Below are 24,170 nucleotides of genomic sequence, written 5' to 3' on the forward strand. Positions count from 1 at the left end.
GAAAAGACCATGGAACATGTGCTCCCACCCCTGCCGTACGCCCTTGACGCACTGGCACCCGAGTATTCGAAGGAAACCCTCGAGTACCACTACGGCAAGCATCACAACGCCTACGTGGTGAACCTCAACAACCTGCAGAAGGGCACCGAGTTCGAATCGATGACCCTTGAAGAGATCATCAAGAAGGCCAGCGGCGGCATCTACAACAACGCCGCCCAGATCTGGAACCACACCTTCTTCTGGAACTGCATGAAGCCGCAAGGCGGCGGCACTCCCACCGGCGCGCTGGCCAAGGCCATCGATGCCAAGTGGGGCAGCTACGACGCCTTCAAGGAAGCGTTCGTGAAGTCGGCCGTGGGCAACTTCGGCTCTGGTTGGACCTGGCTCGTGAAGAAGGCCGATGGTTCGGTGGACATCGTGAACACCGGCGCCGCCGGCACGCCGCTGACGACCGCGGACACCGCCTTGCTGACCGTCGACGTCTGGGAACACGCCTACTACATCGACTACCGCAACCTGCGCCCGAAGTTCGTCGAGACCTTCCTGGCCAAGCTGGTGAACTGGGACTTCGTCGCGAAGAACTTCGGCTGAGCCACGTTCGCGCATGAAAAAAGCCGACCCTCGGGTCGGCTTTTTTTGTGGGCTACATGTCGGCTACAGCCAGCAGAAACTCAACGCTTGGCGGCTGAGAACAACTCGCCGCCGAGCTTGGCGCCCTTTTTGATGTTCTTCTTGGCGAACCAGCCTTGGTTCATCTCGAGCACATAGCGCACCGGCTCTTCGGAGCAATGCGAGTTCTCGGTCAGCGGCTGCATGTCGACCAGATTGACGATGCGGCCGTCGTCGGCCACGAAGGCAGCGGTCAACGGCAGCAAGGTGTTGCGCATCCAGAAGCACTGGGTGGCGGGTTGCTCGAACACGAAGATCATGCCCTCGGCCTGTGGCATGGTCTTGCGGAACATCAGGCCGATTTCCCGCTGCTGGGGCGTCTGGGCGATCTGGGTGTCGATCTTGTACAGGCCGACCGACAGCTGCGTGCGCGCGAGGTCGGTCTGGGGTTGCTGCTGTTGGGCATGCGCCGGCATCACGAAGGAGGCGGACAGCAGGAGCAGGGCGGCTAAACGCTGAAACATCGGATAACTCTTTCAGGGCGAGGGCCGCAAAGGCCCCGACCCGTAACCAATAAAAATGCCCGCTGATGCGGGCATTGGCGGGCATTGCCGGGTGAGCTTGAAAGCTTACACCTTCTTGGCGGCGGCCGTGTGGGCCTTCGCGACGTGGCGAACCTTGTGCTTCTTGACGGCGTGCTTGGCCTTGGCCTTCTGGGCAGCAGGTGCGGCCGGGGCGGCAGCTGCGGGTTCAGCGGTTTGCGCAAATGCACCGGCAGCGAAGAGACCGGCGACCAGGGCTGCGAGCAGCTTGTTCATGAGAAATCCTTTGATATCGTTGATTTGGATCACCTCCCTGTGGAAGGTCCACATTCAACGGAGCCCATCGCACGCGGTTGACAGCGCTTCGGGGACGCCGGGCGAAAAAAAAGCGCTCCGAGGAGCGCTTTTTTCAGGGGACGCCGAATTACTTGGGCGTGCCGCCTTGGGTCGACTTGCGCTTGACGCTGCCGTCCTTGTTGCGACGACGTTGGTCGCGCGTTTCGGCGCGCTTTTCGCCAGAGGCTGCAGCCTTGTCGGTACCGACGGCGCCGCCTTCGGGCGTCTTGGCGATGTCGCCAGCAGGAGCTGCCACTTGACCAGCGGGCTTGGCATCCTTCTTGGCTTCAGCACGTGCTTGCGACTTGCTGCCGGTTGCGTTCCCTTGTTCGGGCGTGGTGCCGGCCGGGTTTTGGGCATAGGCGCCAGCTGCGAACAGACCAGCGATCATGACTGCGAGAATTTTGCTCATTGAAGATTCCTCTATCGAGAATTGGTTGGAAACGCCTCCCGGCGAGCAGAAGGTCAGCCACTAACGAGCCCATTGGCCCCATGGTTGACAAACGCCAGCTGATGGGCAGCGTCTAAAATGTACAGCGATTTGTTAGCCGGTTGTACAGCGAAACCCCCGCGCTGTCTGAATTCGCTGACACTCGTCAAAATTACATCACTCCCGGAGCCTTCGCCCTCATGCCCAGCTATCAGCACATCAAAGTCCCGGCCGAAGGCCAGAAGATCACGGTCAATGCCGACAGCTCGCTGAATGTGCCCGATCAACCGATCATCCCTTTCATCGAAGGCGACGGGACGGGGTTGGACATCACGCCGGTGATGCTCAAGGTGGTGGATGCCGCGGTGGCCAAGGCCTACGGCGGCAAGAGGAAGATCCACTGGATGGAGGTCTATGCCGGCGAGAAGTCGACCAAGGTGTACGGCCCCGACGTCTGGCTCCCCGAGGAAACCCTGCACGCCGTGCGCGACTACGTGGTCTCCATCAAGGGCCCGCTCACCACGCCCGTCGGCGGCGGCATCCGCTCGCTGAACGTCGCGCTGCGCCAGGAGCTCGATCTCTACGTGTGCCTGCGCCCCATCCAGTATTTCGAAGGCGTGCCCAGCCCGGTGCGCGAGCCGCACAAGACCAACATGGTCATCTTCCGCGAGAACTCGGAAGACATCTACGCCGGCATCGAGTTCGAAGCCGAAAGCGACAAGGCCAGGAAGCTCATCAAGTTCCTGCAGGACGAGCTTGGCGTCAAGAAGATCCGCTTTCCCAACACCTCCGGCATCGGCGTGAAGCCCGTGTCGATCGAGGGCACCGAGCGCCTGGTGCGCAAGGCCTTCCAGTACGCCATCGACAACGACAAGCCCAGCGTGACCATCGTGCACAAGGGCAACATCATGAAGTTCACCGAAGGCGGCTTCCGTGATTGGGCGTATGCCCTGGCCGCCAAGGAATTCGGCGCCGAGCTGGTCGACGGCGGCCCGTGGATGAAGTTCAAGAACCCGAGAACGGGCAAGGAAATCACCGTCAAGGACAGCATCGCCGACGCGTTCCTGCAGCAGATCCTGCTGCGTCCCGCCGAGTACAGCGTGATCGCCACGCTGAACCTCAACGGCGACTACGTGTCCGACGCGCTGGCCGCGCAGGTCGGCGGCATCGGCATCGCCCCGGGCGCGAACCTGAGCGACACCGTCGCGATGTTCGAAGCCACGCACGGCACGGCGCCCAAGTACGCCGGCAAGGACTACGTGAACCCCGGCTCCGAAATCCTCTCGGCCGAGATGATGCTGCGCCACATGGGCTGGACCGAAGCGGCCGACCTGATCATCAGCGCGATGAAAAAGTCGATTGCCAGCAAGCGCGTGACCTATGACTTCGCGCGCCTGATGGAAGGTGCGACGCAGGTGAGCTGCTCGGGCTTCGGGCAGGTCATGATCGAGCATATGTAATCAATTCATTGAGCGCTTCGGCGTCTTGTGACGTCGCCGCATCGAGCCTTTGAATTCCCAAAAGGAATTCAAAGGCTTTTTTCTTGTCTGCACGCTCTCCATTCGAATAGAAATTACTACTTTCAAGCTTTCCAATCGTACAGACCCGGAGAAATTTCACGGACCAATTGCCTGTTTTTGGGATTTAACTATTGGTAGAAACTGTGCACCGCACAGACCTGCACGAGCACCCAGAATCGCGCCTATTCGAGAAAGTATAGGGAGCGCGAAATGGGCAGGAAAAAAGCAAATACCGGCGCTTTGCCGAGCGGCGCAGTGCATGAAGCAGCCGCGCAATTGTCTTCGTCGGCGAAGCGGTAGATCGCCATGGCGATTTCTCGACGAGCGTTGTTCGGCAAGCTCAATCTCACCCTGTTTCGCGGTATTGAATCCGCGACAGCCTTTGCCAAGCTGAGAGGAAATCCGTACGTCGAATTGACGCATTGGATTCATCAACTCTGGCAACTCAATGACGGCGATCTGCAGCGTGTCTGCCGTCACTACCAGGTCGACGCACAAGCCGTCGAAACAGACCTGAGGTCGGCCCTGTCGGAGCTGCCTTCCGGCGCGACGTCATTGAGCGATTTTTCCCATCACGTCGAAGCGGCTGTCGAGCGTGCCTGGGTGCTGTCCAGTCTCGAGTTCGGCGACCGCTCCGTGCGCGGCGCTTGGCTGCTTGCAGCGCTGGTGCAAACGCCCGAACTGCGCCGCGTGCTCGTTGGCATATCGCCGGCATTCCGAAAAATCCCCGCGGAGCAATTGACGGATGTTCTCGCTGCCCTCATTGCAGGCTCCCCGGAAGATGGCGAAGGGCCGCACGACGGCTCAACCTTGTCGCCCGCAATGCCCGGAGAAGCGAGCGGCGCGATCACCACGCCGCCGGATGGCAAATCGGCCTTGGCCCGGTACTGCACCGACCTGACGGAACGCGCACGCGGTGGATATATCGACCCCGTGATCGGCCGCGAACACGAGATTCGCACGATGGTCGACATCCTGCTGCGCCGGCGGCAGAACAACCCCCTGCTCACGGGAGAAGCTGGCGTGGGCAAGACGGCCGTGGTCGAGGGCCTTGCGCTCGCCATCGCCAGCGGCGAGGTTCCGCCATCGCTGAGCGATGCCCGCCTGCTCAGCCTCGATGTAGGCGCGCTGCTCGCCGGCGCCAGCATGCGGGGAGAGTTCGAGTCGCGCCTGAAATCGCTGCTCGAGGAGGCGAGCACGTCGAGCCAACCGGTCATCCTCTTCATCGACGAGGTGCACACCTTGATCGGCGCGGGCGGACAGGCAGGCACCGGGGACGCGGCCAACCTGCTCAAGCCCGCGCTCGCGCGCGGCACCTTGCGCACCGTGGGCGCCACCACGTGGAGCGAATACAAACGCCACATCGAAAGGGACCCCGCGTTGACCCGGCGCTTCCAGGTGCTGCAGGTGGCCGAGCCCGAAGAGGCCTCCGCCATCGAGATGGTGCGTGGCCTGGTCGCCACCTTTGCCGCGCATCACGGCGTCACCGTGCTGGACGAGGCCGTGCGGGCCGCGGTCACGCTGTCCCATCGCTACATCCCGTCGCGCCAGCTGCCGGACAAGGCCATCAGCCTGCTCGACACGGCCTGCGCACGCGTCGCCATGTCGCTGCACACGCCGCCCGCCGTGGTCGATCAATTGCGGCAGCGAATTGCGGCGCTGGATGTGGAACTCGAACTGCTGATTGGAGAGGGCGCCATCTCGCAAGGCAGCGAGAAGCGGCTGGAGCGCGTCGAAGCCGCGCATTCCCGGCTCGGGACCGCCGAACTTGAACTCTCGGCACATGAAGCCAGGTGGCAGGAAGAGCTGGCAATGGTCCAGCAGATTCAAGCGCTGAGAACAAGGAAGAGGGAGGAGGGAGAGAGAAGCGCCGAGGGCGAATGGCCCTCGGCGCAATTGCAGGCCCTCGAAGAAGAACTCCTGTCGCGTCAGCAGGACATGCCGCTGGTCTTTCCTCAGGTCGATGAGTCGGTGGTCGCGGCCATCGTCGCCGACTGGACGGGAATTCCCGTGGGGCGCATGGTGCAGGACGAAGTCGCCGCGGTCTTCAGGCTCGAATCCACGCTCGACGAGCGAGTCATCGGTCAAGGCCATGCACTCGCGGCCATTGCCGAACGTATTCGTACGTCGCGAGCGCGGCTCACCGATCCCGACAAGCCAGTGGGTGTCTTCCTTTTGGTCGGTCCCTCGGGCGTCGGCAAGACCGAGACCGCGCTGGCGTTGGCGGAAGCGATGTATGGCGGCGAGCAGAACCTCATCACCGTCAACATGAGCGAGTTTCAGGAGCCGCACACCGTCTCTGGCCTGAAGGGTTCGCCGCCGGGTTACGTGGGCTATGGGGAAGGCGGCGTTCTCACGGAGGCCGTGCGGCGCAAACCCTACAGCGTGATCCTGCTCGACGAGGTGGAGAAGGCGCATCCGGATGTGCACGAACTTTTCTACCAGGTGTTCGACAAGGGCTGGATGGAAGACGGCGAAGGTCGCCACATCGACTTCAGGAACACCACCATCCTGCTGACGAGCAACACCGGCGCCGAGCTCATCCAGAGCATGTGCGAAGACCTTTCGCCGCCGCCCGGCATCGACGCCTTGCGCGAAGCCCTGCAGCCCGCGCTTCGCCAGGTGTTTCCGGCCGCGTTCCTGGGGCGCCTGTCCGTCGTGCCCTACCTCCCGCTGGGCGAGCAGGCCCTGGGCCGCGTCGTCTCGCTGCACCTGGACCGCGTGGTCCAGCGCATGAAAAAGCAGCATGGCATCGAACTGGGTTACGCACCTTCTCTGGTGGCCGAAATCATCGAGCGGTGCGGCACCCACGAAACCGGCGTCCGCCGCCTGATCGGGTTCATCGAGCAGCACCTGCTGCCCGTTCTGTCGCGGCAATGGCTCACCGCCTTGCAGGAAAGGCGAACGATCACCCGGATGTCCGTCGACGCCAAGCCGCGCGACACGACGGGCTCTCACTTGCAAGGAGGAGATGTCGTCATCTGCCACACCGAGTACGCCTGATCCTTCAAGCCGCCGCATTCATCCGGCGCCCTCACTTCAGTTTTTCATCAGGGAGTTTTCATGACAAACAACAACAGCAGCCAGAAGTTCATCGCCCGCAACAGGGCGCCACGCGTGCAGATTGAATACGACGTGGAAATCTACGGCTCGGAGAAAAAGATCGAGCTGCCTTTCGTCATGGGTGTTCTGGCCGATCTGTCCGGCAAGCCCTCGCAAGCATTGCCGCCGGTGGTCGAGCGCAAGTTCCTCGATATCGACATCGACAATTTCGACGAACGCATGAAGGCGATCCAGCCGCGCGTGGCCTTCGCGGTGCCCAACACGCTGTCGGGGCAGGGTCAGCTCATGGTCGACATCACCTTCGAGAGCATCGAGGACTTCTCGCCGGCGGCCGTGGCCCGCAAGGTCGAACCGCTCAGTCGCCTGCTCGAGGCGCGCACCCAGCTCGCCAACCTGCAGACCTACATGGATGGCAAGGCCGGTGCCGAGGGCCTCGTCAACAAGCTGCTGCAAGACCCGACGCTCATGAAGTCCCTTGCGCAGGCACCCAAGCCGCGTGCGGCAACCCCCAACGATGCGTCGACTGCCGAATCGGCAACCTGAACCTGCCCCAAGGAGCCTCCAATGAACATCGCAAGCGACAACGTTCTCGACGCGCCCGTGGCGGCGCAGTACACCAACCCGTCCGACTTCGCGTCCCTGCTGGACAAGGAGTTCAAGCCCAAGACCGACGAGGCCCGCGACGCCGTCGAAGCGGCCGTGCGCACCTTGGCCGAGCAGGCGCTCGTCAATGCCGCGACCATGACCGACGATGCCTACAGCAGCATCGAAGCCATCATTGCGGAGATCGACCGCAAGCTCTCGGAGCAGATCAACCTCGTGCTGCACAAGGACGAGTTCCAGAAGGTCGAGTCGGCCTGGCGCGGCATGCACCACCTGGTCTACAACACGGAGACGGACGAGAAGCTCAAGATCCGCTTCATGGATGTGTCCAAGGACGAGGTGCGCCGCACGCTTCGCCGCCACAAGGGCATTGCCTGGGACCAGAGCCCGATCTTCAAGCGCATCTACGAGGAAGAGTACGGCCAGCTCGGCGGCGAGCCGTACGGCTGCCTCGTAGCGGACTACTACTTCGACCACACGCCGCCCGATGTCGAGCTGCTGGGCGCAATCGCCAAAATCTCGGCCGCCTCGCATGCGCCGTTCATCGCGGGCTCGGCCCCGTCGCTGCTCGGCATGGAGTCGTGGCAGGAACTCGCGAACCCTCGCGACCTCGCGAAGATCACCTCGAACCTGGAGCATGCGCCCTGGAATTCGCTGCGCAGCACCGAGGACTCGCGCTACGTCGGCCTCGCCATGCCGCGCTTCCTCTCGCGCCTTCCCTATGGCGCAAAGACCAATCCGGTCGACGAGTTCGATTTCGAAGAAGAAACCGAAGGCGCGGACCACCGGAACTACGTCTGGAGCAACGCGGCCTATGCAATGGCCGTCAACATCAACCGCAGCTTCAAGCTCTACGGCTGGTGCACGATGATCCGCGGCGTGGAGTCGGGCGGTACGGTGGAGAACCTGCCGTGCCATACCTTCCCGACCGACGACGGCGGCTTCGACATGAAGTGCCCGACCGAGATCGCCATCTCCGACCGCCGGGAGGCCGAGCTCGCGAAGGCCGGCCTGATTCCCCTGGTGCATCGCAAGAACACCGATCACGCCGCGTTCATCGGCGCGCAATCGGTTCAGAAGCCGCAGGAGTACATGGACCCCGACGCGACGGCCAACGCCAACCTGTCGGCCCGGTTGCCGTACCTGTTCGCCAGCACGCGCTTTGCGCATTACCTCAAGTGCATCGTGCGCGACAAGATCGGCTCCTTCAAGGAGCGCGAGGACATGCAGCGCTGGCTCAACGAATGGATCATGCATTACGTCGATGCCGACCCCGCCAACTCGTCGCAGGAGACCAAGGCCCGCAGGCCGCTCGCAGCCGCCGAGGTCGTGGTGGAAGACATCGAGGGCAACCCCGGCTACTACGGCGCGAAGTTCTTCCTGCGCCCGCATTTCCAGCTCGAAGGGCTGACCGTTTCGCTGCGCCTCGTCGCGAAATTGCCGTCTCTCAAGGACGCGGCCTGACCGGCATCGCTTCCAACGTTTTCGAATCGTTCGATGAAGTGGCGCGCAGACGCCACCCGCAAAGCCGCTCGAAGCGCCGAAAGAGCGCTCGGGCATCTGTCAAACATTGAAAAAACCAAGCTCAGGGAGTTTTTATGGCACAAGATATTTTTCTGAAGATCAACGGCATCGAAGGTGAATCCCAGGATTCCGATCACAAGAACGAGATCGAGGTTCTTGCCTTCAACTGGAAAGCCTTCCAGGAATCCACCATGCACGCCGGTTCGGGCGGTGGTGCCGGCAAGGCCACGGTCGAGGACCTGGAGTTCGAGCATTACGTCGATCGCTCGAGTCCCAACCTGATGAAGTACTGCCTCACCGGCAAGCACGTCCAGGAAGCGAAGCTCACCATCCGCAAGGCCGGCGGCAACCCGCTGGAGTACCTGAAGTTCACGTTCTCCGACGTGATCATCACCACGATCCATCCGTTCGGTTCGAACTCCGACGAGATGCGCGTCAAGGAGCGCGTTCGCCTGTCGTTCTCGAAGATCAAGCAGGAGTACTCGGTGCAGAACGCGCAGGGCGGCAGCGGCGGCGCGGTCACCGCCGGCTACGACATCAAGGGCAACAAGGAGTCCTGACAGCCAATGCCAGGCCCTGAACCGATTCGGGGCCTTTCGACTTCGGACGGCGCGGTGCACGAAGGTGCGGCGCGCTGCCCGCGGTCGATCCTTTTCGACCGGTTGCATCACCTCCTTTTTCTCATGCTCTTCAACCTGCCTTGTGCCCGGCGGATCGCTTCGCGGCGATGGCTGCCCGTGGTGCTTACGCCGCTGGTTCTCGCGCTTTCGCTGGTCGCCGCCGTGTCTTCGCATGCCCAGTTCTCCGATCCCAGGGAGCAGACCCGGCTCGACATCACGATCACGGCGGAGGCCGGCGTCAACCCCGATGACAAGGGCAGGGCGGCGCCCATCCTGGTGCGCCTCTATGAGCTCAAGTCGGAGGGCACCTTCGAATCCGCCGACTACTTTTCTCTCTCCGGCAACGACAAGGCCCTGATCGGCAGCGACCTGCTCGTGCGGGACGAATTCATCCTGCGGCCCGGCGAGGTCAAGACCATCCGCCGCAAGTCGCACCCCGACCTCGGCGCCATCGGCATCGTCGCGGGCTATCGCGACCTCGCGCAAGCCGATTGGCGCGTGGTGCAGAAGATCGAACCCGCACCGGAAGTCGCCTGGTATCGCTCGGTCCTGCCGGCCAACAAGGTCAAGTTGCAGATCGCTCTTCAAGCCAAGGGCATCCAGCTCATTCCTCTCAAGTAAAGCCCACGGCTTGCAAGCACAACGATCGAATTCATGAGTTGGTACAACAAAGTCGCCTGGAGCGAAGGGCTCTTCCTGCGCCCGCAGCTGTTTCAGCAGCAGGAGCGCTACCTCGAACACCTCGCGCACAAGCGCACGGCATCGCTCAGTCCGTTCTACTGGGGCTTCAATCACTACAGCATCGACGCGGAGTCGTTGTCCCTCGGCAAGCTCGTGCTCGCCAGCGCCGCCGGCATTTTTTCGGACGGCACGCCGTTCGATGCGCCGGCCCAGACGCTCCCGCCCGCGCCGCTCACCATCCTTCCGGAGCATCTGGAGCAGGTCATCCATCTGGCCGTGCCCATCCGCACGCCCAACGGCGAGGAAACCACGTTCGACGATGTGCTGGCATCCGCTGCGTCGCTCGCGCGCTTCTCGGTTTTCGACATCGAGTTGCGCGACGCGAACTCCATCGGCCAGGGCCCGAAGACGGTGCAACTCTCCCGCCTGCGCTTGCGCCTGCTGCCGCAACGCGAACTCACGGATGCATGGATCGGCCTTCCGCTCGCCAAGGTGACCGTGCTGCGCTCCGATGGAAGCATCGCCATCGATCCGCATCTGATACCGCCCGTGGCCGGCTACGGCGCGAGCCCGCTGCTGACCGATTGGGTGACGAACTTGCACGGCCTGTGCCGGCTTCGCGCGCAGTCTCTCGCGGCGCGGCTCAGCGGCAACGACGGCAAGTCCAGCGAAGCGGCCGAGGTGTCCGACTTCCTGCTGCTGCAGATCCTCAATCGCTACGAGCCCTTGTTCGAGCACTGGCTGCGTGTGCGGGAGACTTCGCCGGAGGTTCTCTACACCGCGCTGTGCACCCTCAGCGGGGAGCTCGCGACGTTCGTGCGCGCGAGCACGCGCCGCCCCGCCGCGCACCCGGCCTACCAGCACATCGATCCGTGTCTCTCGTTCAGGGAACTGATGGGCGACGTGCAGGCGCTGCTCAACGACGTGCTGGTGCGCAGCGCGCAGAGCATTCCGCTGGCCAATCGCGCCAACGGCGTGCGCGTGGCGAGCGTCGAGCCGTCCGAACTGCAAGGCTTCTCCAGCCTCGTGTTCGCCGTGGCTGCCCATACGCCACCCGATCAACTGGCCAGTCAGTTTCCGGCGCGCTGCAAGGTCGGGCCGAGCGACCGGCTCGCCGAACTCATCCGTTCGCACCTGCCGGGCATCCCGTTGCAGACGCTGCCAGTGCCACCGCGCCAGATTCCTTTCAACGCAGGGTTTGTCTATTTCCAGATCGACTCGCGCGGGCCGCTCTGGGAGCACATGGTCAAGCACGGCGGGCTCGCGCTGCACGTGGCGGGTGAGTTCCCCGGTCTGCGCATGGAGCTGTGGGGCGTGCGCGAAAAATGACACCAATCGTTGACAACACCATGCGCGATCAGGACGAGCCCAACGGCGTCCCGGGCGACGCCGATTCGGCCGACGGCTCGTGGCCGGATGATCAGCCGGCGGAGGTGCATCTCGCTCCAGAATCGCCGATGCAGGCGCGTCTCGCTGCAGTGGCTGCCGCTCGGAATCCCCTGCTCGAAGCAGCCCAGCCTCTGTTGCGCGCGCTCGCCGACATGCCGGCGACGCTCGGCACCGACGGCGTGACGATTCTTCATCGGCTGCTGGAGCGCGAGGTCGCGCTTTTCCAGTCGCTGTGCAGCAGCGCGCAGATCCGGCACGAGCATGTCGTGGCCGCGAGCTATTCGTTGTGCACGGCGCTCGACGAGTCCGCCAACAGCACCGAATGGGGCGGTGGCAAGAACGGCGAAGCTGGCATCTGGGCCGGGCAGCAACTTGCCGCGAAGTTTCACGGCGATACCAAGGGCGGCGACAAGTTCTTCCTGCTGGTGGGACGCCTGGCGGCCAGCCCGCAGGAACACGTCGATCTGCTCGAGCTGATGTACCAGGTGCTCGGGCTCGGGTTCGAGGGGCGCTTCAGCACCGCGGCCAACGGACGCCGACAGCTCGAGACGGTTCGCCATCGGCTGTTCACGCTGCTCGGGACCGCGCGTGGCGATGTGCCACACGACCTTTCTCCGCACTGGCGGGGCGTGGGGGCCGGCACATTCCGGTTGCTGCGCAGCGTGCCGGTCTGGCTGACGGCCTCGCTGCTGGCGCTGGTCTTGTGCGGACTGTTCGCTTGGTACAAGTACCAACTGCTGCGGATGAGTGCCGACGTGGCGCAGCGCATCGCCGCCATCGGGCAGATGCGTCCGCCACCGGTGTCGCCGGCGCCGCCGGTCAAGCCGCTGCGCTTGAAAGAACTGCTGGCACCCGAGATCGCGCGCGGCACGGTGAGCGTGGAAGAAGACGAGCGCCGCAGCGCGGTGAGCTTCAGGGGCGACGACATGTTCGTCCCCGGCCAGGCCCGCCTGAACGCACGGATTCTTTTGGTCCTGGCCAAGGTGGCGGACGAGATCAATCAGGTCTCGGGCTCGGTGCAGGTCACCGGCCACTCCGACAACCGGCCGATCAAGACCCGCGAGTTTCCCGACAACCAAGTCCTGAGCGAGAAGCGTGCCGAAGCCGTCGCTGCCGTGCTGCAGGAGAAGGGCGTGGTGGCTTCGCGCATACGCACCGAAGGACGGGGCGACACGATGCCGGTTGCCGACAGCGCAACGGCCGCGGGACGCGCCAGGAATCGACGCGTCGATATCGTCGTCACCCAGGGCGATGGCAACAACGCCGTGCGAGCCGCATCACCCTCGCCAACGCCTGCGCCAGCGCCGGCGCCGCGCTAGAGGCGACTCGGGAATCACTCATGCAATACATCAAACAATTCCTGGCATTTCTTTTTTCCCGGCAGATGCTGGCCTTCCTCGCCATGGTGCTGCTGGCAATGGCGATCTGGTTCGTCGGCCCGTTGCTCGCCGTCGACGGACTGCGGCCGCTGGCGCCGGTCGGTGTGCGGGTGACTTTCATCGTGCTGCTGCTGGTGCTGGGCATCCTCTGGCTGGTCTCGGGTCCATACAGCCTGGTGGGAGTCGCTGCGCTGTGCTTGCTGCTGTGGCAGGCGGGCCCCTTGCTGGAGATCGGCACTGCAAAGCCGCTGGCTCCAGCCTGGGTGCGCGCGGCGATCATCGGCGCGATCCTGCTGCTGTATGCGCTGTACTGGCTCTACCGGCTCTGGCAAGCGCTGCGCAACAACGAGGACCTGCTCGCACGCGTCCTGAGCTTCGGAAAGGACGTGGGCAAGGACGAGACCGGCAGGGAAGAGATCAAGACGGTCACCACCGCGGTCACTCGCGCATTGGCGCAGCTCAAGGGCATGCGCGGCCGTGGCGGATTGCGTCGCCTGCTCGAGGGCCGGCGCTATCTGTACGAGTTGCCCTGGTACATGATCGTCGGCAGCTCCGGCACGGGAAAGACCACGGCGCTGCTCAACGCGGGAATGCAGTTTCCGCTGGCGCGGCAGATGGGCAATGCGTCCAAGCGCGTGGTGTTCAAGTCCGAAGGCGGCACGCTGCATTGCGACTGGTGGTTTGCCAACGAGGCCGTGCTGATCGACACGGCCGGCCGCTACACCACGCAGGAAAGCGATCCCGTGATCGATCCGCTCGAGTGGCGTGGTTTTCTCGGCCTGCTGCGCAAGCACCGCACGCGCGCGCCGCTCAACGGCGTGATCGTTGCGCTCAACGCCGCCGAACTGCTGACCATGACCGAGATGGAGCGCGCCGAGCATGCCGGCATGGTGCGCGACCGCCTGACCGATCTGCGCCAGGAGCTGGGCATCCGCTTTCCCGTGTACGTCGTCGTCACGAAGATGGACCTGCTGCGGGGTTTCAGCGAGTACTTCCAGTCACTCACCAGCGAAGGGCGCATGCAGGCCTGGGGCTTCACGCTGCCGTTCAACGGCATTAAGAACGCGCGCGCCACAGCGCAGGTTCGCGAGACCTTGCGCACGCAAGTCGAAGCGGAGCTGGCCTTGCTCAAGGACCGGCTCGCCGACGGCTTGCGCGCGCGGCTGAACGAAGAGTTCGACGTGGAGCGCCGCAAGCGCCTGTTTGCATTGCCGCAGGAACTGGCCGGGTTGTCGGTGCCGCTGGTGCCGATGCTCGACGAGATCTTTCTGGTCTCGCGTTTCGACAGGACGCAACTGCACGACACGCTACGTGGTGTGTATTTCACGAGCGGCGCGCAAGCCCACGCGGAAGTGCCAGCGGACCCGGGCACGCTGCTTCAGCGGTTGCGGCGCAGCCTCGGCCTGTCGCCACCTCCGAACCCGCAGGCGGTCGGCACGGCGCCGGGGCGGGGGCAGCAGGGCTTCTTTCTCCAGGACCTGCTGACCAAGGTCATCATCCCGGAAGCCCATCTGGTGAAGCCCAACCTCCGCTGGGAATTCCGATTCAGGCTGCTGCGCCTGACGGGGCATGCGCTGTCGGTGGTGATCTTCCTGTGGCTGGCCAGCGCGCTGGCCCTGAGCTTCGGCAACAACCGCCAGTACCTGGGCACCGTCGGGCAGCGCACCGATGTGCTCGCGGGCCAGGTGCGCGCGCTGCTCGGCAACTTCAAGCCCGCGGGTGTGCCGGATGTGCTCAATGGCGCCAGCGAGTTGCCTGGCTACACAGGCCTGGACATCGACAACCCGCCGGGCAGTTTTCTTTACGGCCTGTACACCGTGCCGCCGGTGCTGGCGGCGACGGGCGAAACCTATGCGCAGCTGCAGGACCACACCTTGCTGCCGACCATCCTGCAGCGCATGGAAGCCGTGCTGACGCAGAGCATGAAGGACGGCGATGCCAAGACGGCCTATGAAACCCTGCGCGTCTACAAGCTCCTGCACGACAGGGACCACTACATGAAGGGCGGCGCGCGGGACGTGCGCAACTGGGTGCTCAAGGACTGGGAGCAGGCGGACAGCGCCGCGGCCTTCGGCGGACGCGCGTCGATGGTGGGCCATGTGACGGCGCTCTTTTCCGGCGAGCGTCCGGTGCAGGCGGCGTCGCTGCCCAACGAGGGGTTGGTGCGCGCGGTGCAGGACTTCCTGAACGGCAACACCTCGACGCAGCGCGTGTACGAGCGCGCCAAGGCGGCCATGCTGCCCGATGCGCCGCAGGAGTTCACGCTGGTCCGCGCAGTCGGACCTCAGGCCGGCACGGTGTTCTCGCGCGCCGGCGGCCTGCCGCTCGAAAAGGGCGTGCCGGGCCTCTTCACTTACGACGGATACCACGACGTCTTCAGCAAGCGTTTGCCGGAGTTCGTCGGGCAGGCGATCGACGACGATGCCTGGGTCATGGGGCGGGGAGCATCCGGGCCGCTCGACGCGGCGGCTCGCAAGCTGCAGAACGATCCCTTGCTCGACGACATCCGCCGCCAGTACCTGAGCGAATACGCGCAGCAATGGGAGGCCTTCCTCGAATCGATTCGCACGGTCAGCGGCAGCGACACCACGGGCACCAGCCTGGGGTTCGACCTGGGCGTGCTGCGGCAGTTTGCCGCGCCCGATTCACCGCTGGCCCGGCTGGCGCGTGCGGCAGCGCGCGAGACCACGCTGTCGCGTCCCTTGGTCGTGGATGCGCAGCAAGAGAAGGGCTTCCTGGACAAGGCCTCCGACGAACTGAGCAAGAAGACCAGCGCGATCGGCAGGAACCTCGGCATTCGCGCCGAGGAGCGGCTCGAAAAGCAGATCGTCGACAACCGCTTCGCCGCGCTGCGCGAGGTCGTGACCGGCCAGCCGGACATTGGTGCGGGGAATGTCGGCACTGCCGGTGCCAAACCCGGGCTCGAAACCATTTCGGGCCTGGTCAACGAGTTCTACACCTTGCTCGTCGTGGCCGACACGGCGCTCACTGCGGGGAGCTTGCCACCCGGTGGCTCCGAGGTCGGTGCGCGCCTGAAGCTGGAAGCCGGGAAGCTCCCGGCGCCGTTTCGCGAGGTGCTGACCGCGCTGGCCACCAGCGGCGGCGACAAGGTGGTGCTGGGCGCCACCGGCATCCTGCGCAATCAGGCGCAGCAGCAACTGGACCGCATCATGGGCCTGATGGCGATGCAGGTCGGCGAGCCCTGCAGGCGCGGCGTGGAAGGGCGCTATCCGCTGGCTGCCGTGGCGCAGGACGCGTCCATCGAGGACTTCACGCTGGTCTTCGCCGCGGGCGGCGCCGCGGACGAGTTCTTCAACAAGTACCTGGCTTCGTACGTCGACACCAGCGTGCGTCCCTGGCGCTACAAGGACCCGAGCGTGGCCAACGCCATGGTCGGCGCGGAAGCCGCCCCCGGCGGTGCAGTGCCGTCGCCCGCGACCACGGGCCCGACCTTGCTCGGCGAGCTGCTCAAGCTGCTGGCCCAGAGCGGGCCGAACCTCGATGCCTTCTATCGCGCGCAACAGATTCGCGATCTGTTCTTTCGCGATGCCGGCGGCAAGAGGCTGGCGTGGAAGATGGACCTGCGGGTGCTCGAGCTGGAGCCCAGCATCACCGACCTGCTCATCGACATCGATGGACAGGGGCAACGCTACATCCATGGCCCGGTGCAGGCGTTCGCCGTCAACTGGCCGGGGCCGCGCGGCGGCGCGATGGCGGAGATCACCGCGAACCCTCGAATCTCGGGGCCGACCTCGACCTTTCTGGCCAACGGGCCATGGGCACTGTTCCGGTTGCTTGAAAAGGGCCGCATCGTGAACACCGCAACGCCGGGGCGGCTGAGCGTCGAGTACGCGTTCGACGGCCGCAAGGCGCTGATCGACGTCAGTTCCGGCAGCCAGCCCAATCCGCTCAACAGCGATGTGCTCAAGGGCTTCCGCTGCCCGGGACGGGCGGCCTGATCCCATGCTGAAAAAACTGATCGCCCCTTGGTGCATTCTTCCGCCGGCCATCTGGGGCAAGTTGCCGGACCACGCGGACTTCGTGCGCAGCGGCGTGCGCCATGGGGAAGCGGAGGCGTGGATGCTGTGGCTCGCACAGCGAGGCTTCAACGCGGAAGCCGGCGTCGCCGCCAGGGCCGTGTCCGCGCCGGTCGCTTTCGTGCTGCCTGCCGGTGACTTGTCGTTTGCACGGCGACGGTTCGTGTTCGGCGTGATGGCGCCGTCTATCGACAAGGTGGGGCGATCCCATCCCCTGGTGATCTATCAGCAGGCACACCCGCGCTGGGCCATGCGTCATTTCGAGGCGCAACGCGATCAGCCGCTCAATTGGCAGTTCTGGCTTGCGCGCGCCGTGGCCCGCCATGCGCGCGCGCAAGGCCATGCCGACTTTCATGCGTTGGAGTCCACGGTGCGTGCGTTGTGGGAGGAGAGTTGCAAGACGGAGAAAGACCGCCCCGGACAGCGGACTCACCGAATGGAAGCCGTGCTCGACCAGGGGATGGGCCCCGCACCCGGCAACGATCCCGCCGCCGGGCTGCACGGCGTTCGCCATCTCCCGTGGGCCGATTGGCCGCATCGCCTGCAAGGCGCGCGTGCCGAAAGTGCGTTCTGGCAGCAAGACGCCGAGGGGCGTTTCATCGGCGCCGCCAACAGGTTGCAGAAGCTGTGGGGCGGCGTGCGATGAATACCGAAAACCCTCATGCGATCAGCGGCAACGTGACCCCTTTGCTTCTTCGTCTGACGCACAGCGGCGGCGAGGCGCGGAACGCGACCATGCTGATTCCCCCGGCCGGCGCGGGCATGGCCGATGCCCTCCAGCTGTGCGGCGAGCGCCAGAGCGATGCCCAGTGGCGCGTCGCGAACCTGTGCCGCATTGCGTGGCGCGGTGAAGCCGGCGGCTGGCAGTTGCTGAATGGAAGCTACACGCTCGTATGCGCACACAACGGCGTACGCATCCCGGTCGGCGCGGCGGTGACCGTTGCAGCGGGCGACACGCTCGAACTGGGGTTGCTGCGCTTCGTGCTGGAGTCGGGGGAAGGCGTTGTGCCTGAACAGATGCACGTGGAACCCAGGACGTCGGGAAACCGGCTGGATGTGTTCGATCACTGGGCCACCGCGTCTCCGGCGCCGGCAGGGACACCGCATGGTTTCGATCTGCGCGATCTACGCGATCTGGACGGTCGCGGTAGCGAGCTTCGGATCGATACCTTTGCCGATCCTTTCGGCGTGCTCGACATCGCGGGCGCCAGGTCTCGCCCGGCCGCAGACACCCTGGCCGGCCTGCTCGGCGAAAAGTCGCGACGCGAAGCGCGGCCTGCGCCCGCCGCGCGACCACCGACGCCTCCCGGGCCCGCGGAATCCGTGCTGGACGAATTGCATGAAGAGTTCGTGCGCGTGGTCCAGGACCCCGACCAGCTCGCAGGCCGGATCGATTGGGAAGGATTCGTGGTTTTCGGCGGCGAGACTGCGCCGACGCTGGACGAATTGAGCAAACAGGCCGAGCCCTATGCCTTGCTGCGCGACATCCTGCTGCCGCGCGAAGGCATCGACCAGGTCATCGACGAGTTCGAGCCGCTCGCGCGATCGGGGCTTCTCGAAGCGGAGCCCTCGGAAGATGTGCTGGGCCTGTTCGCGCCAGAGCTTGTTCGCGAGGCCAGGACTTCGTTGCCGAGCCTCACGCGGCGCGAGCACCACGATCTCTCGCCGGACAGCCACGTCCGGATCGGCTCGATGCGCGTCGGCGGCGAAGAGGGCGAGAAGGAGGGCGCTTCGTGACGCAAACCCCGGCCAAGCCCGCGCTGCAGGAAATGCTCGCGCAATTGCGTGCGACTCCCTGGAAGTTCGGATTTCTCGCGGTGTTGAGGCGCTTCGGCGCCGCCTGGTCAGAACAGCCTCCCATCGGACTCGCAAGCCGCCCGCAGCAAGAGCCTTTCCGGTTGGGGCAGGCGGCCGCCTTGATCTTTGCGCCGCGCGAGATCGCCGCCGTGGTGTTGCCGGGCGAATCGGCGCAGCGCTTGCCGGGGGCTCCACCCCCGCGCGCCGGGAACAACCCGGCGCTTCCCGTGATGCGCGTGTACGGACTGGGCCTGCTGGGCCCCAACGGGCCGCTTCCGCTGCACTACACAGAACTGGTGCGCGATCGTGCCGAGAATCACAACGACAGCACGCTGGCGGACTTTCTGGACCTCTTCCATCACCGCTACCTCACGCACATGTACCGCGCGTGGGCGCAGAGCCAGGCTGCCGCGGGCCTGGATCGCGCGGAGGATGAAGCTTTCAGCCGCTACGTCGCACGCCTCACGGGTCATGACCCGCTGGAGATCCGCGATTCGGTGTTGCCCGCGCATGCGCGCCTCGCGGCATCCACGCACCTGGGCCGCGAGGCCCGCAACCCCGATGGGTTGGCCGCCACAGTGGCCCGGTTCTTCGCGGTGCCCGTGCAGCTTCAGGAGTTCGTGCTGCACTGGATCCGCATCGACGACGAAGACCAGAGCCATCTGGGCCGCGCGCGCGCCTCCAGCGTCATGGGCGCCGGGGCGATCGCGGGGGAGGTCGTCGCCGATCGGCAGAACAAGTTCCGGCTCGTGATCGGGCCGTTGAAGCTCGAGCAGTACCTGCGCTTCACGCCGCGCGGGCAGGACCTCGCGCTGCTCGTCGAATGGGTGCGCGCCTTCGTCGGCCATGAGTTCGTCTGGGAGGTCGAACTGCGCATCCGCAACGACAGCACGCCGCCCGCCCGGCTCGACGACGGGGAAAGGCTCGGGTGGTCCACCTGGCTCGGCGGCGCCGAGGGCAGGGGGGCGGGGCAGGCCGCGGCGCGAGCCGCGTCACGAACTGCGTCACGAACGGCGGCGCACGCGGCCGACTTCACCGTCGGGATGGTGTTCGAGCCGGAGCAGTACATCGGCTCGCGCTATCGCGACGGCGATGCCCGGACCTTTCATTGACACGTTCACCGGAAATCCATGACCTACGCTGCTACCCCCATCGTGCCGGCCACCGAGTTCGCGCCATTGAGCGCCCGGGAGCCCTGCGGTCCGAGCCTCGAGTACGACGCGGAATACGCCGTGTTGCTCTCGCGCATGTCTCCGCGCAGCGAGGCGCAGTACGGGCAATTTGTCGGAACGCCGGAGGCGCCCAACTGGGCCGAGATCGAACGCGACTGCCGCCGCCTGCTGCTGCGGACCCGGGACATCAACCTGTTCGTCTGGCTGTGCCGGGCTCGCACGCGGCTGGCCCAGGCCACGGGGCTTGCGCAGTCGCTGACCGCGCTGTCCGCGGTGCTGGAGCGCTGGCCCGACGCGGTGCATCCACAGATCACGGTGGAAGGAGAGCGCGATCCGGCGGTGCGCGCCAATGCCCTGGCGGCGCTGGCGGACCCTGACGGCTTGTTGGGCGACGTGCGCGAGATCGTCGTCGCGGCCAATGCCGCAAGGCACCTGACGGTGCGCGAAATCGAACGCGCCCGTTCGGTGCCGCGTCCGGCCGATGCGCCTAGTCCCGAATCCGTCGCGCAGCAGCTTGCGCAGTTGCGGCTCGCCTCGAACGGGAGCGCCCATGTGCCGGTGGAGATGCTGTCGCAGGCGTCACGGGCTGCCCGGCAGATCGCGGCCTGGGCGGTGCATCGCCTGGGTCAGGATGCACCGTCGCTGCAGGCACTGATCGATCTCCTGAAACCTTTCGACGAGGTTGTCGAAGCCGCGCCCGAGGCCGAGCCTGTCGAGCATCACGAGCGTGCAACGCGTCCCCACCTTCCCGGCGCCACCTCGCGCGACGACGTTCTTCAATCCATTCGCAATGCCCGCGAGTGGTTTGAAAACCACGAACCCAGCAGCCCGGTGGCGGTACTGCTGAGGCAAGCCGAACACATGGTCGGCAAGCGGTTCGCGCAGGTGGCCGACGCCATTCCACTCGATCTGTTGCGGAAATGGGACTCCGCCGAAGGGCGCCCTTGATGGGAAATGAAATGGAGATGGGCTTCCTGTCTGCCTGTTTCGTCCTGGGACTGCTCGGGGCCGGGCTCGGCGCGTGGGCGTTCTCGCAGGCTGCTCGGGCGCAATTGAAGGCGCAGCGACAGGCATTCGAGGTGGCCAGGGCGCAGGCCCAGTGGGACTTGCACCACGCCTTGTTGTGCGTGCCGCAATGGGTTCAGCGCGCGGCGCGGATCGAACTGGAGCTTCTCGGCCGGCAGCACACGGAGCGCCACAAGGCGTTGCTGCGCGAACAGCAGCGTTGGCAATCGGAGCAGGAAACCCAAAGGCAGGCCGAGTGGCGAACGCTGCTGTCGGGCTTGAGCGCGCCGATGCCGCGCGAAAGTGCGCAGCCTGCCGATATCGCTCAGGCGGAAAAGCCGACGCTCGCACCGTTGCCAGCCGCGGCAGCAGCCGCGGCCGCAGCTGATTCTCACGAAGCGATGGAAACGCTTCGGGTGCCTCCAGCGCTCATTCAGTCCCCGGAAGTGCCCGAGCGAGAGCTCAGCGACGAGGAAATCGACGCATTGCCTCCCGACCTGCCAGCGCCCGTCCGGCCGCAGCGTAGAAAAATGTCGGCGCCAAATAAGCCAATCCTCCGAAATATCTGAGCGCGGCGGCAATTCACCGATTTATTTCGCTGTTTGCGCTGGCGCATGCGACGCAAGGCACTTGATTTGTCGAATACACGTCACCAAGTCTTCCTGCGTCGGCACGGTGCTTGCACGCTCTATAGAATCTTTTTCATGGCAACGAGAATTCCCAAGACTCCCCCTACCCCCCCGGCCCAAAAACCGGCCGGGGATGACGGAGATTCGGTCGTTCTGGAGCGCCGGCCGCAGAAAACTGCGCCGCCCCAGATGTACCAGGTGGTCATGCTGAACGATGACTACACCCCCATGGAGTTCGTGATCGTGGTGCTGCAGGAGTACTTCAGCAAAGACCGCGAAACCGCGACGCAGATCATGTTGAAGATTCACCTGGATGGCCGCGGCGTCTGTGGGGTTTATTCCCGCGACATGGCAGCCACTAAAGTGAATCAGGTCATGGAGGCCGCGCAGCAGGCTGGGCACCCGCTGCAATGTGTCAGTGAGCCAGTTGCGTGAACCTGTTGAATTGCGCAAGCTCCAACCCATCTGAGAACTTATTTACAGCAAGGCAAAAGGAAATCACATGATTGCCCAGGAACTGGAAGTCAGCTTGCACATGGCCTTCGTCGAGGCCCGGCAGCAGCGCCACGAGTTCATCACCGTGGAGCATCTGCTGCTCGCTTTGCTGGACAACCCGAGCGCCGCAGAGGTTCTGCGCGCCTGCTCGGCGAACGTCGACGACCTTCGGGCGTCGCTCACCAACTTCATCAAGGACAACACGCCGCAAGTGGCGGGTACCGACGATGTAGACACCCAGCCCACGCTGGGTTTCCAGCGCGTGATCCAGCGCGCCATCATGCATGTGCAGTCCACCGGCAACGGCAAGAAGGAAGTCACCGGCGCCAACGTGCTGGTCGCGATCTTCGGCGAGAAGGACTCGCACGCGGTCTACTACCTGCACCAGCAGGGCGTGACCCGTCTGGATGTGGTCAATTTCATTGCCCACGGCATCAAGAAGAGCGATCCGCCGGAAGCCGTCAAGGGCAGCGGCGAAGCGCCTCAAGGTGAAGGCGAAGAGGGCGGCGGCGAGCGCAACGAGAAGGCATCGCCGCTCGAGCAGTTCACCCAGAACCTCAACCAGCTCGCCAAGGACGGCAAGATCGATCCGCTGATCGGCCGCGAATACGAGGTCGAGCGCGTCATCCAGATCCTGTGCCGCCGGCGCAAGAACAACCCGCTGCTCGTGGGCGAGGCCGGCGTGGGCAAGACCGCGATCGCGGAAGGTCTCGCATGGCGCATCACCCAGGGCGACGTGCCCGAGATCCTCGCCGAGGCGCAGGTCTATTCGCTCGACATGGGCGCATTGCTGGCCGGCACCAAGTACCGCGGCGATTTCGAGCAGCGCCTGAAGGGCGTGCTCAAGTCGCTCAAGGACAAGCCGAACGCGGTGCTCTTCATTGACGAAATCCACACGCTGATCGGCGCGGGCGCAGCCTCGGGCGGCACGCTCGATGCGTCGAACCTGCTCAAGCCCGCGCTCTCGAGCGGCCAGCTCAAGTGCATCGGCGCGACCACGTTCACCGAATACCGCGGCATCTTCGAGAAGGATGCGGCCCTGTCGCGTCGTTTCCAGAAGGTCGACGTGGTCGAGCCGTCGGTGCAGGAAACCGTCGATATCCTCAAGGGCCTGAAGTCGCGCTTCGAGGAACACCATGGCGTGAAGTACGCGGTGGCAGCCCTGCAGGCCGCCGCCGAGCTCAGCGCCAAGTACATCAATGACCGTCACCTGCCCGACAAGGCGATCGACGTCATCGACGAAGCCGGTGCCGCCCAGCGCATCCTGCCGCCGAGCAAGCGCAAGAAGACCATCAGCAAGACCGAGGTCGAGGAAATCGTGGCGAAGATCGCGCGCATTCCCCCGGCCAACGTCAGCAACGACGACCGCAGCAAGCTGCAGACGATCGAGCGCGACCTGAAGAGCGTGGTGTTCGGCCAGGACAAGGCACTCGAAGTGCTGGCCTCCGCGGTCAAGATGGCGCGTTCGGGCCTGGGCAAGGGCGACAAGCCGATCGGCTCGTTCCTGTTCTCGGGTCCCACGGGCGTCGGCAAGACCGAAGCGGCCAAGCAGCTTGCCTACATCATGGGCATCGAGCTGATCCGCTTCGACATGTCGGAGTACATGGAGCGTCACGCGGTGAGCCGCCTGATCGGCGCGCCTCCGGGCTACGTCGGTTTCGACCAGGGCGGTCTCCTGACCGAGGCCGTCACGAAGAAGCCGCATTCGGTGCTGCTGCTCGACGAAATCGAGAAGGCGCATCCGGACATCTTCAACGTGCTGCTGCAGGTGATGGACCATGGCACGCTGACCGACAACAACGGACGCAAGGCCGACTTCCGCAACGTCATCATCATCATGACGACGAACGCGGGCGCCGAGACCATGAACAAGGCGACCATTGGCTTCACCAACCCGCGCCAGGCGGGCGACGAAATGGGCGACATCAAGCGCCTGTTCTCGCCCGAGTTCCGCAACCGGCTGGACGCCATCGTCAACTTCAAGGCGCTCGACGAGAACATCATCCTGCGCGTGGTCGACAAGTTCCTGCTGCAGCTGGAAACGCAACTGGCCGAGAAGAAGGTGGAAGTCACCTTCAGCGACAAGCTGCGCAAGCACCTGGCCAAGAAGGGCTTCGATCCGCTGATGGGCGCGCGTCCGATGCAGCGCCTGATCCAGGACACGATCCGTCGTGCACTGGCCGACGAACTGCTGTTCGGTCGCCTGACCGACGGCGGGCGCCTGGAAGTCGACCTCGACGACAAGGATGAAGTGCTGCTGGACATCCAGCCGCTGTCGAAGAAGGAAGGCAAGTCCAAGCCCGAGGCTGAGGAAGCGGCTACTGGTTAAGAACAGGGCA

20 protein-coding genes are annotated in these 24,170 nt (G+C 64.7%); 17 read left to right on the top strand and 3 right to left on the bottom strand.

All coding sequences use genetic code 11. The annotated features are described in order from the left end of the window. The first annotated feature begins 9 nt into the window (after nucleotides 1-9). A complete protein-coding gene (locus tag JC881_RS25330; RefSeq protein WP_198788473.1) occupies nucleotides 10-591 on the top strand; it encodes a superoxide dismutase in 582 nt (193 codons plus the stop codon). Nucleotides 592-671: 80 nt separating this feature from the next. Here the strand turns inward: JC881_RS25330 and JC881_RS25335 are convergent, their stop codons facing one another. From JC881_RS25335 to JC881_RS25345, 3 genes are all read right to left on the bottom strand, one after another. Continuing rightward, nucleotides 672-1,133 (bottom strand): DUF192 domain-containing protein, encoded by a 462-nt coding sequence (locus JC881_RS25335; protein WP_198788474.1) that lies wholly within the window; start codon nucleotides 1,131-1,133, stop codon nucleotides 672-674. Nucleotides 1,134-1,238: 105 nt separating this feature from the next. Then, nucleotides 1,239-1,427 (bottom strand): hypothetical protein, encoded by a 189-nt coding sequence (locus JC881_RS25340; RefSeq protein ID WP_198788550.1) that lies wholly within the window; start codon nucleotides 1,425-1,427, stop codon nucleotides 1,239-1,241. A gap of 148 nt (nucleotides 1,428-1,575) precedes the next feature. Continuing rightward, nucleotides 1,576-1,899, bottom strand: coding sequence for a cell envelope biogenesis protein TolA (locus JC881_RS25345; protein ID WP_198788475.1), 324 nt, complete (start codon nucleotides 1,897-1,899; stop codon nucleotides 1,576-1,578). A gap of 218 nt (nucleotides 1,900-2,117) precedes the next feature. Here JC881_RS25345 and icd point away from each other — a divergent pair, with 218 nt between their 5' ends. From icd to clpA, 16 genes are all read left to right on the top strand, one after another. After that, nucleotides 2,118-3,377, top strand: coding sequence for an NADP-dependent isocitrate dehydrogenase (icd, locus tag JC881_RS25350; RefSeq protein WP_198788476.1), 1,260 nt, complete (start codon nucleotides 2,118-2,120; stop codon nucleotides 3,375-3,377). Between the two features lie 366 nt (nucleotides 3,378-3,743). Next, the gene (gene tssH / locus JC881_RS25355) at nucleotides 3,744-6,440 is read left to right on the top strand and encodes a type VI secretion system ATPase TssH (RefSeq protein ID WP_198788477.1); all 2,697 of its coding nucleotides are present in this window, start codon (nucleotides 3,744-3,746) and stop codon (nucleotides 6,438-6,440) included. A gap of 60 nt (nucleotides 6,441-6,500) precedes the next feature. Beyond that, on the top strand, nucleotides 6,501-7,043 hold the full coding sequence (gene tssB / locus JC881_RS25360; protein ID WP_198788478.1) for a type VI secretion system contractile sheath small subunit: 543 nt from the start codon (nucleotides 6,501-6,503) through the stop codon (nucleotides 7,041-7,043). A gap of 21 nt (nucleotides 7,044-7,064) precedes the next feature. Next, complete coding sequence (gene tssC / locus JC881_RS25365; RefSeq protein WP_198788479.1) at nucleotides 7,065-8,567, top strand: type VI secretion system contractile sheath large subunit; 1,503 nt, start codon at nucleotides 7,065-7,067, stop codon at nucleotides 8,565-8,567. A 134-nt stretch (nucleotides 8,568-8,701) separates the two neighbouring features. After that, entirely contained in the window at nucleotides 8,702-9,187 is a 486-nt protein-coding gene (locus JC881_RS25370; protein ID WP_198788480.1) for an Hcp family type VI secretion system effector, read from the top strand. Between the two features lie 123 nt (nucleotides 9,188-9,310). After that, nucleotides 9,311-9,868: a type VI secretion system lipoprotein TssJ gene (gene tssJ / locus JC881_RS25375; protein WP_198788481.1), complete on the top strand. Its 558-nt coding sequence runs from the start codon at nucleotides 9,311-9,313 to the stop codon at nucleotides 9,866-9,868. A gap of 33 nt (nucleotides 9,869-9,901) precedes the next feature. Continuing rightward, a complete protein-coding gene (gene tssK / locus JC881_RS25380; RefSeq protein ID WP_198788482.1) occupies nucleotides 9,902-11,257 on the top strand; it encodes a type VI secretion system baseplate subunit TssK in 1,356 nt (451 codons plus the stop codon). A gap of 20 nt (nucleotides 11,258-11,277) precedes the next feature. Next, a complete protein-coding gene (gene tssL, locus JC881_RS25385) occupies nucleotides 11,278-12,636 on the top strand; it encodes a type VI secretion system protein TssL, long form (protein ID WP_233102031.1) in 1,359 nt (452 codons plus the stop codon). Between the two features lie 20 nt (nucleotides 12,637-12,656). Continuing rightward, nucleotides 12,657-16,655, top strand: coding sequence for a type VI secretion system membrane subunit TssM (gene tssM, locus JC881_RS25390; protein ID WP_198788484.1), 3,999 nt, complete (start codon nucleotides 12,657-12,659; stop codon nucleotides 16,653-16,655). Nucleotides 16,656-16,659: 4 nt separating this feature from the next. After that, on the top strand, nucleotides 16,660-17,379 hold the full coding sequence (gene tagF, locus JC881_RS25395; RefSeq protein WP_198788485.1) for a type VI secretion system-associated protein TagF: 720 nt from the start codon (nucleotides 16,660-16,662) through the stop codon (nucleotides 17,377-17,379). Continuing rightward, the gene (locus tag JC881_RS25400; RefSeq protein WP_198788486.1) at nucleotides 17,376-18,470 is read left to right on the top strand and encodes a TagK domain-containing protein; all 1,095 of its coding nucleotides are present in this window, start codon (nucleotides 17,376-17,378) and stop codon (nucleotides 18,468-18,470) included. The genes tagF and JC881_RS25400 overlap by 4 nt, the downstream gene beginning before the upstream one ends. 32 nt (nucleotides 18,471-18,502) lie before the next feature. Then, nucleotides 18,503-19,642, top strand: coding sequence for a type VI secretion system baseplate subunit TssG (gene tssG / locus JC881_RS25405; RefSeq protein WP_198788551.1), 1,140 nt, complete (start codon nucleotides 18,503-18,505; stop codon nucleotides 19,640-19,642). 18 nt (nucleotides 19,643-19,660) lie between these two features. Continuing rightward, entirely contained in the window at nucleotides 19,661-20,650 is a 990-nt protein-coding gene (locus JC881_RS25410) for a type VI secretion system protein TssA (RefSeq protein ID WP_198788487.1), read from the top strand. Further along, the gene (locus JC881_RS25415; RefSeq protein ID WP_233102032.1) at nucleotides 20,650-21,276 is read left to right on the top strand and encodes a hypothetical protein; all 627 of its coding nucleotides are present in this window, start codon (nucleotides 20,650-20,652) and stop codon (nucleotides 21,274-21,276) included. The genes JC881_RS25410 and JC881_RS25415 overlap by 1 nt, the downstream gene beginning before the upstream one ends. Nucleotides 21,277-21,411: 135 nt before the next feature. Next, nucleotides 21,412-21,771, top strand: a complete 360-nt coding sequence (clpS, locus tag JC881_RS25420; RefSeq protein ID WP_013541678.1) for an ATP-dependent Clp protease adapter ClpS — start codon at nucleotides 21,412-21,414, stop codon at nucleotides 21,769-21,771. Nucleotides 21,772-21,838: 67 nt separating this feature from the next. Continuing rightward, nucleotides 21,839-24,160, top strand: a complete 2,322-nt coding sequence (gene clpA, locus JC881_RS25425) for an ATP-dependent Clp protease ATP-binding subunit ClpA (protein WP_198788489.1) — start codon at nucleotides 21,839-21,841, stop codon at nucleotides 24,158-24,160. Nucleotides 24,161-24,170 lie beyond the last annotated feature (10 nt).

The organism is Variovorax sp. IB41, assembly GCF_016405905.1.
Taxonomy (GTDB): domain Bacteria; phylum Pseudomonadota; class Gammaproteobacteria; order Burkholderiales; family Burkholderiaceae_C; genus Variovorax.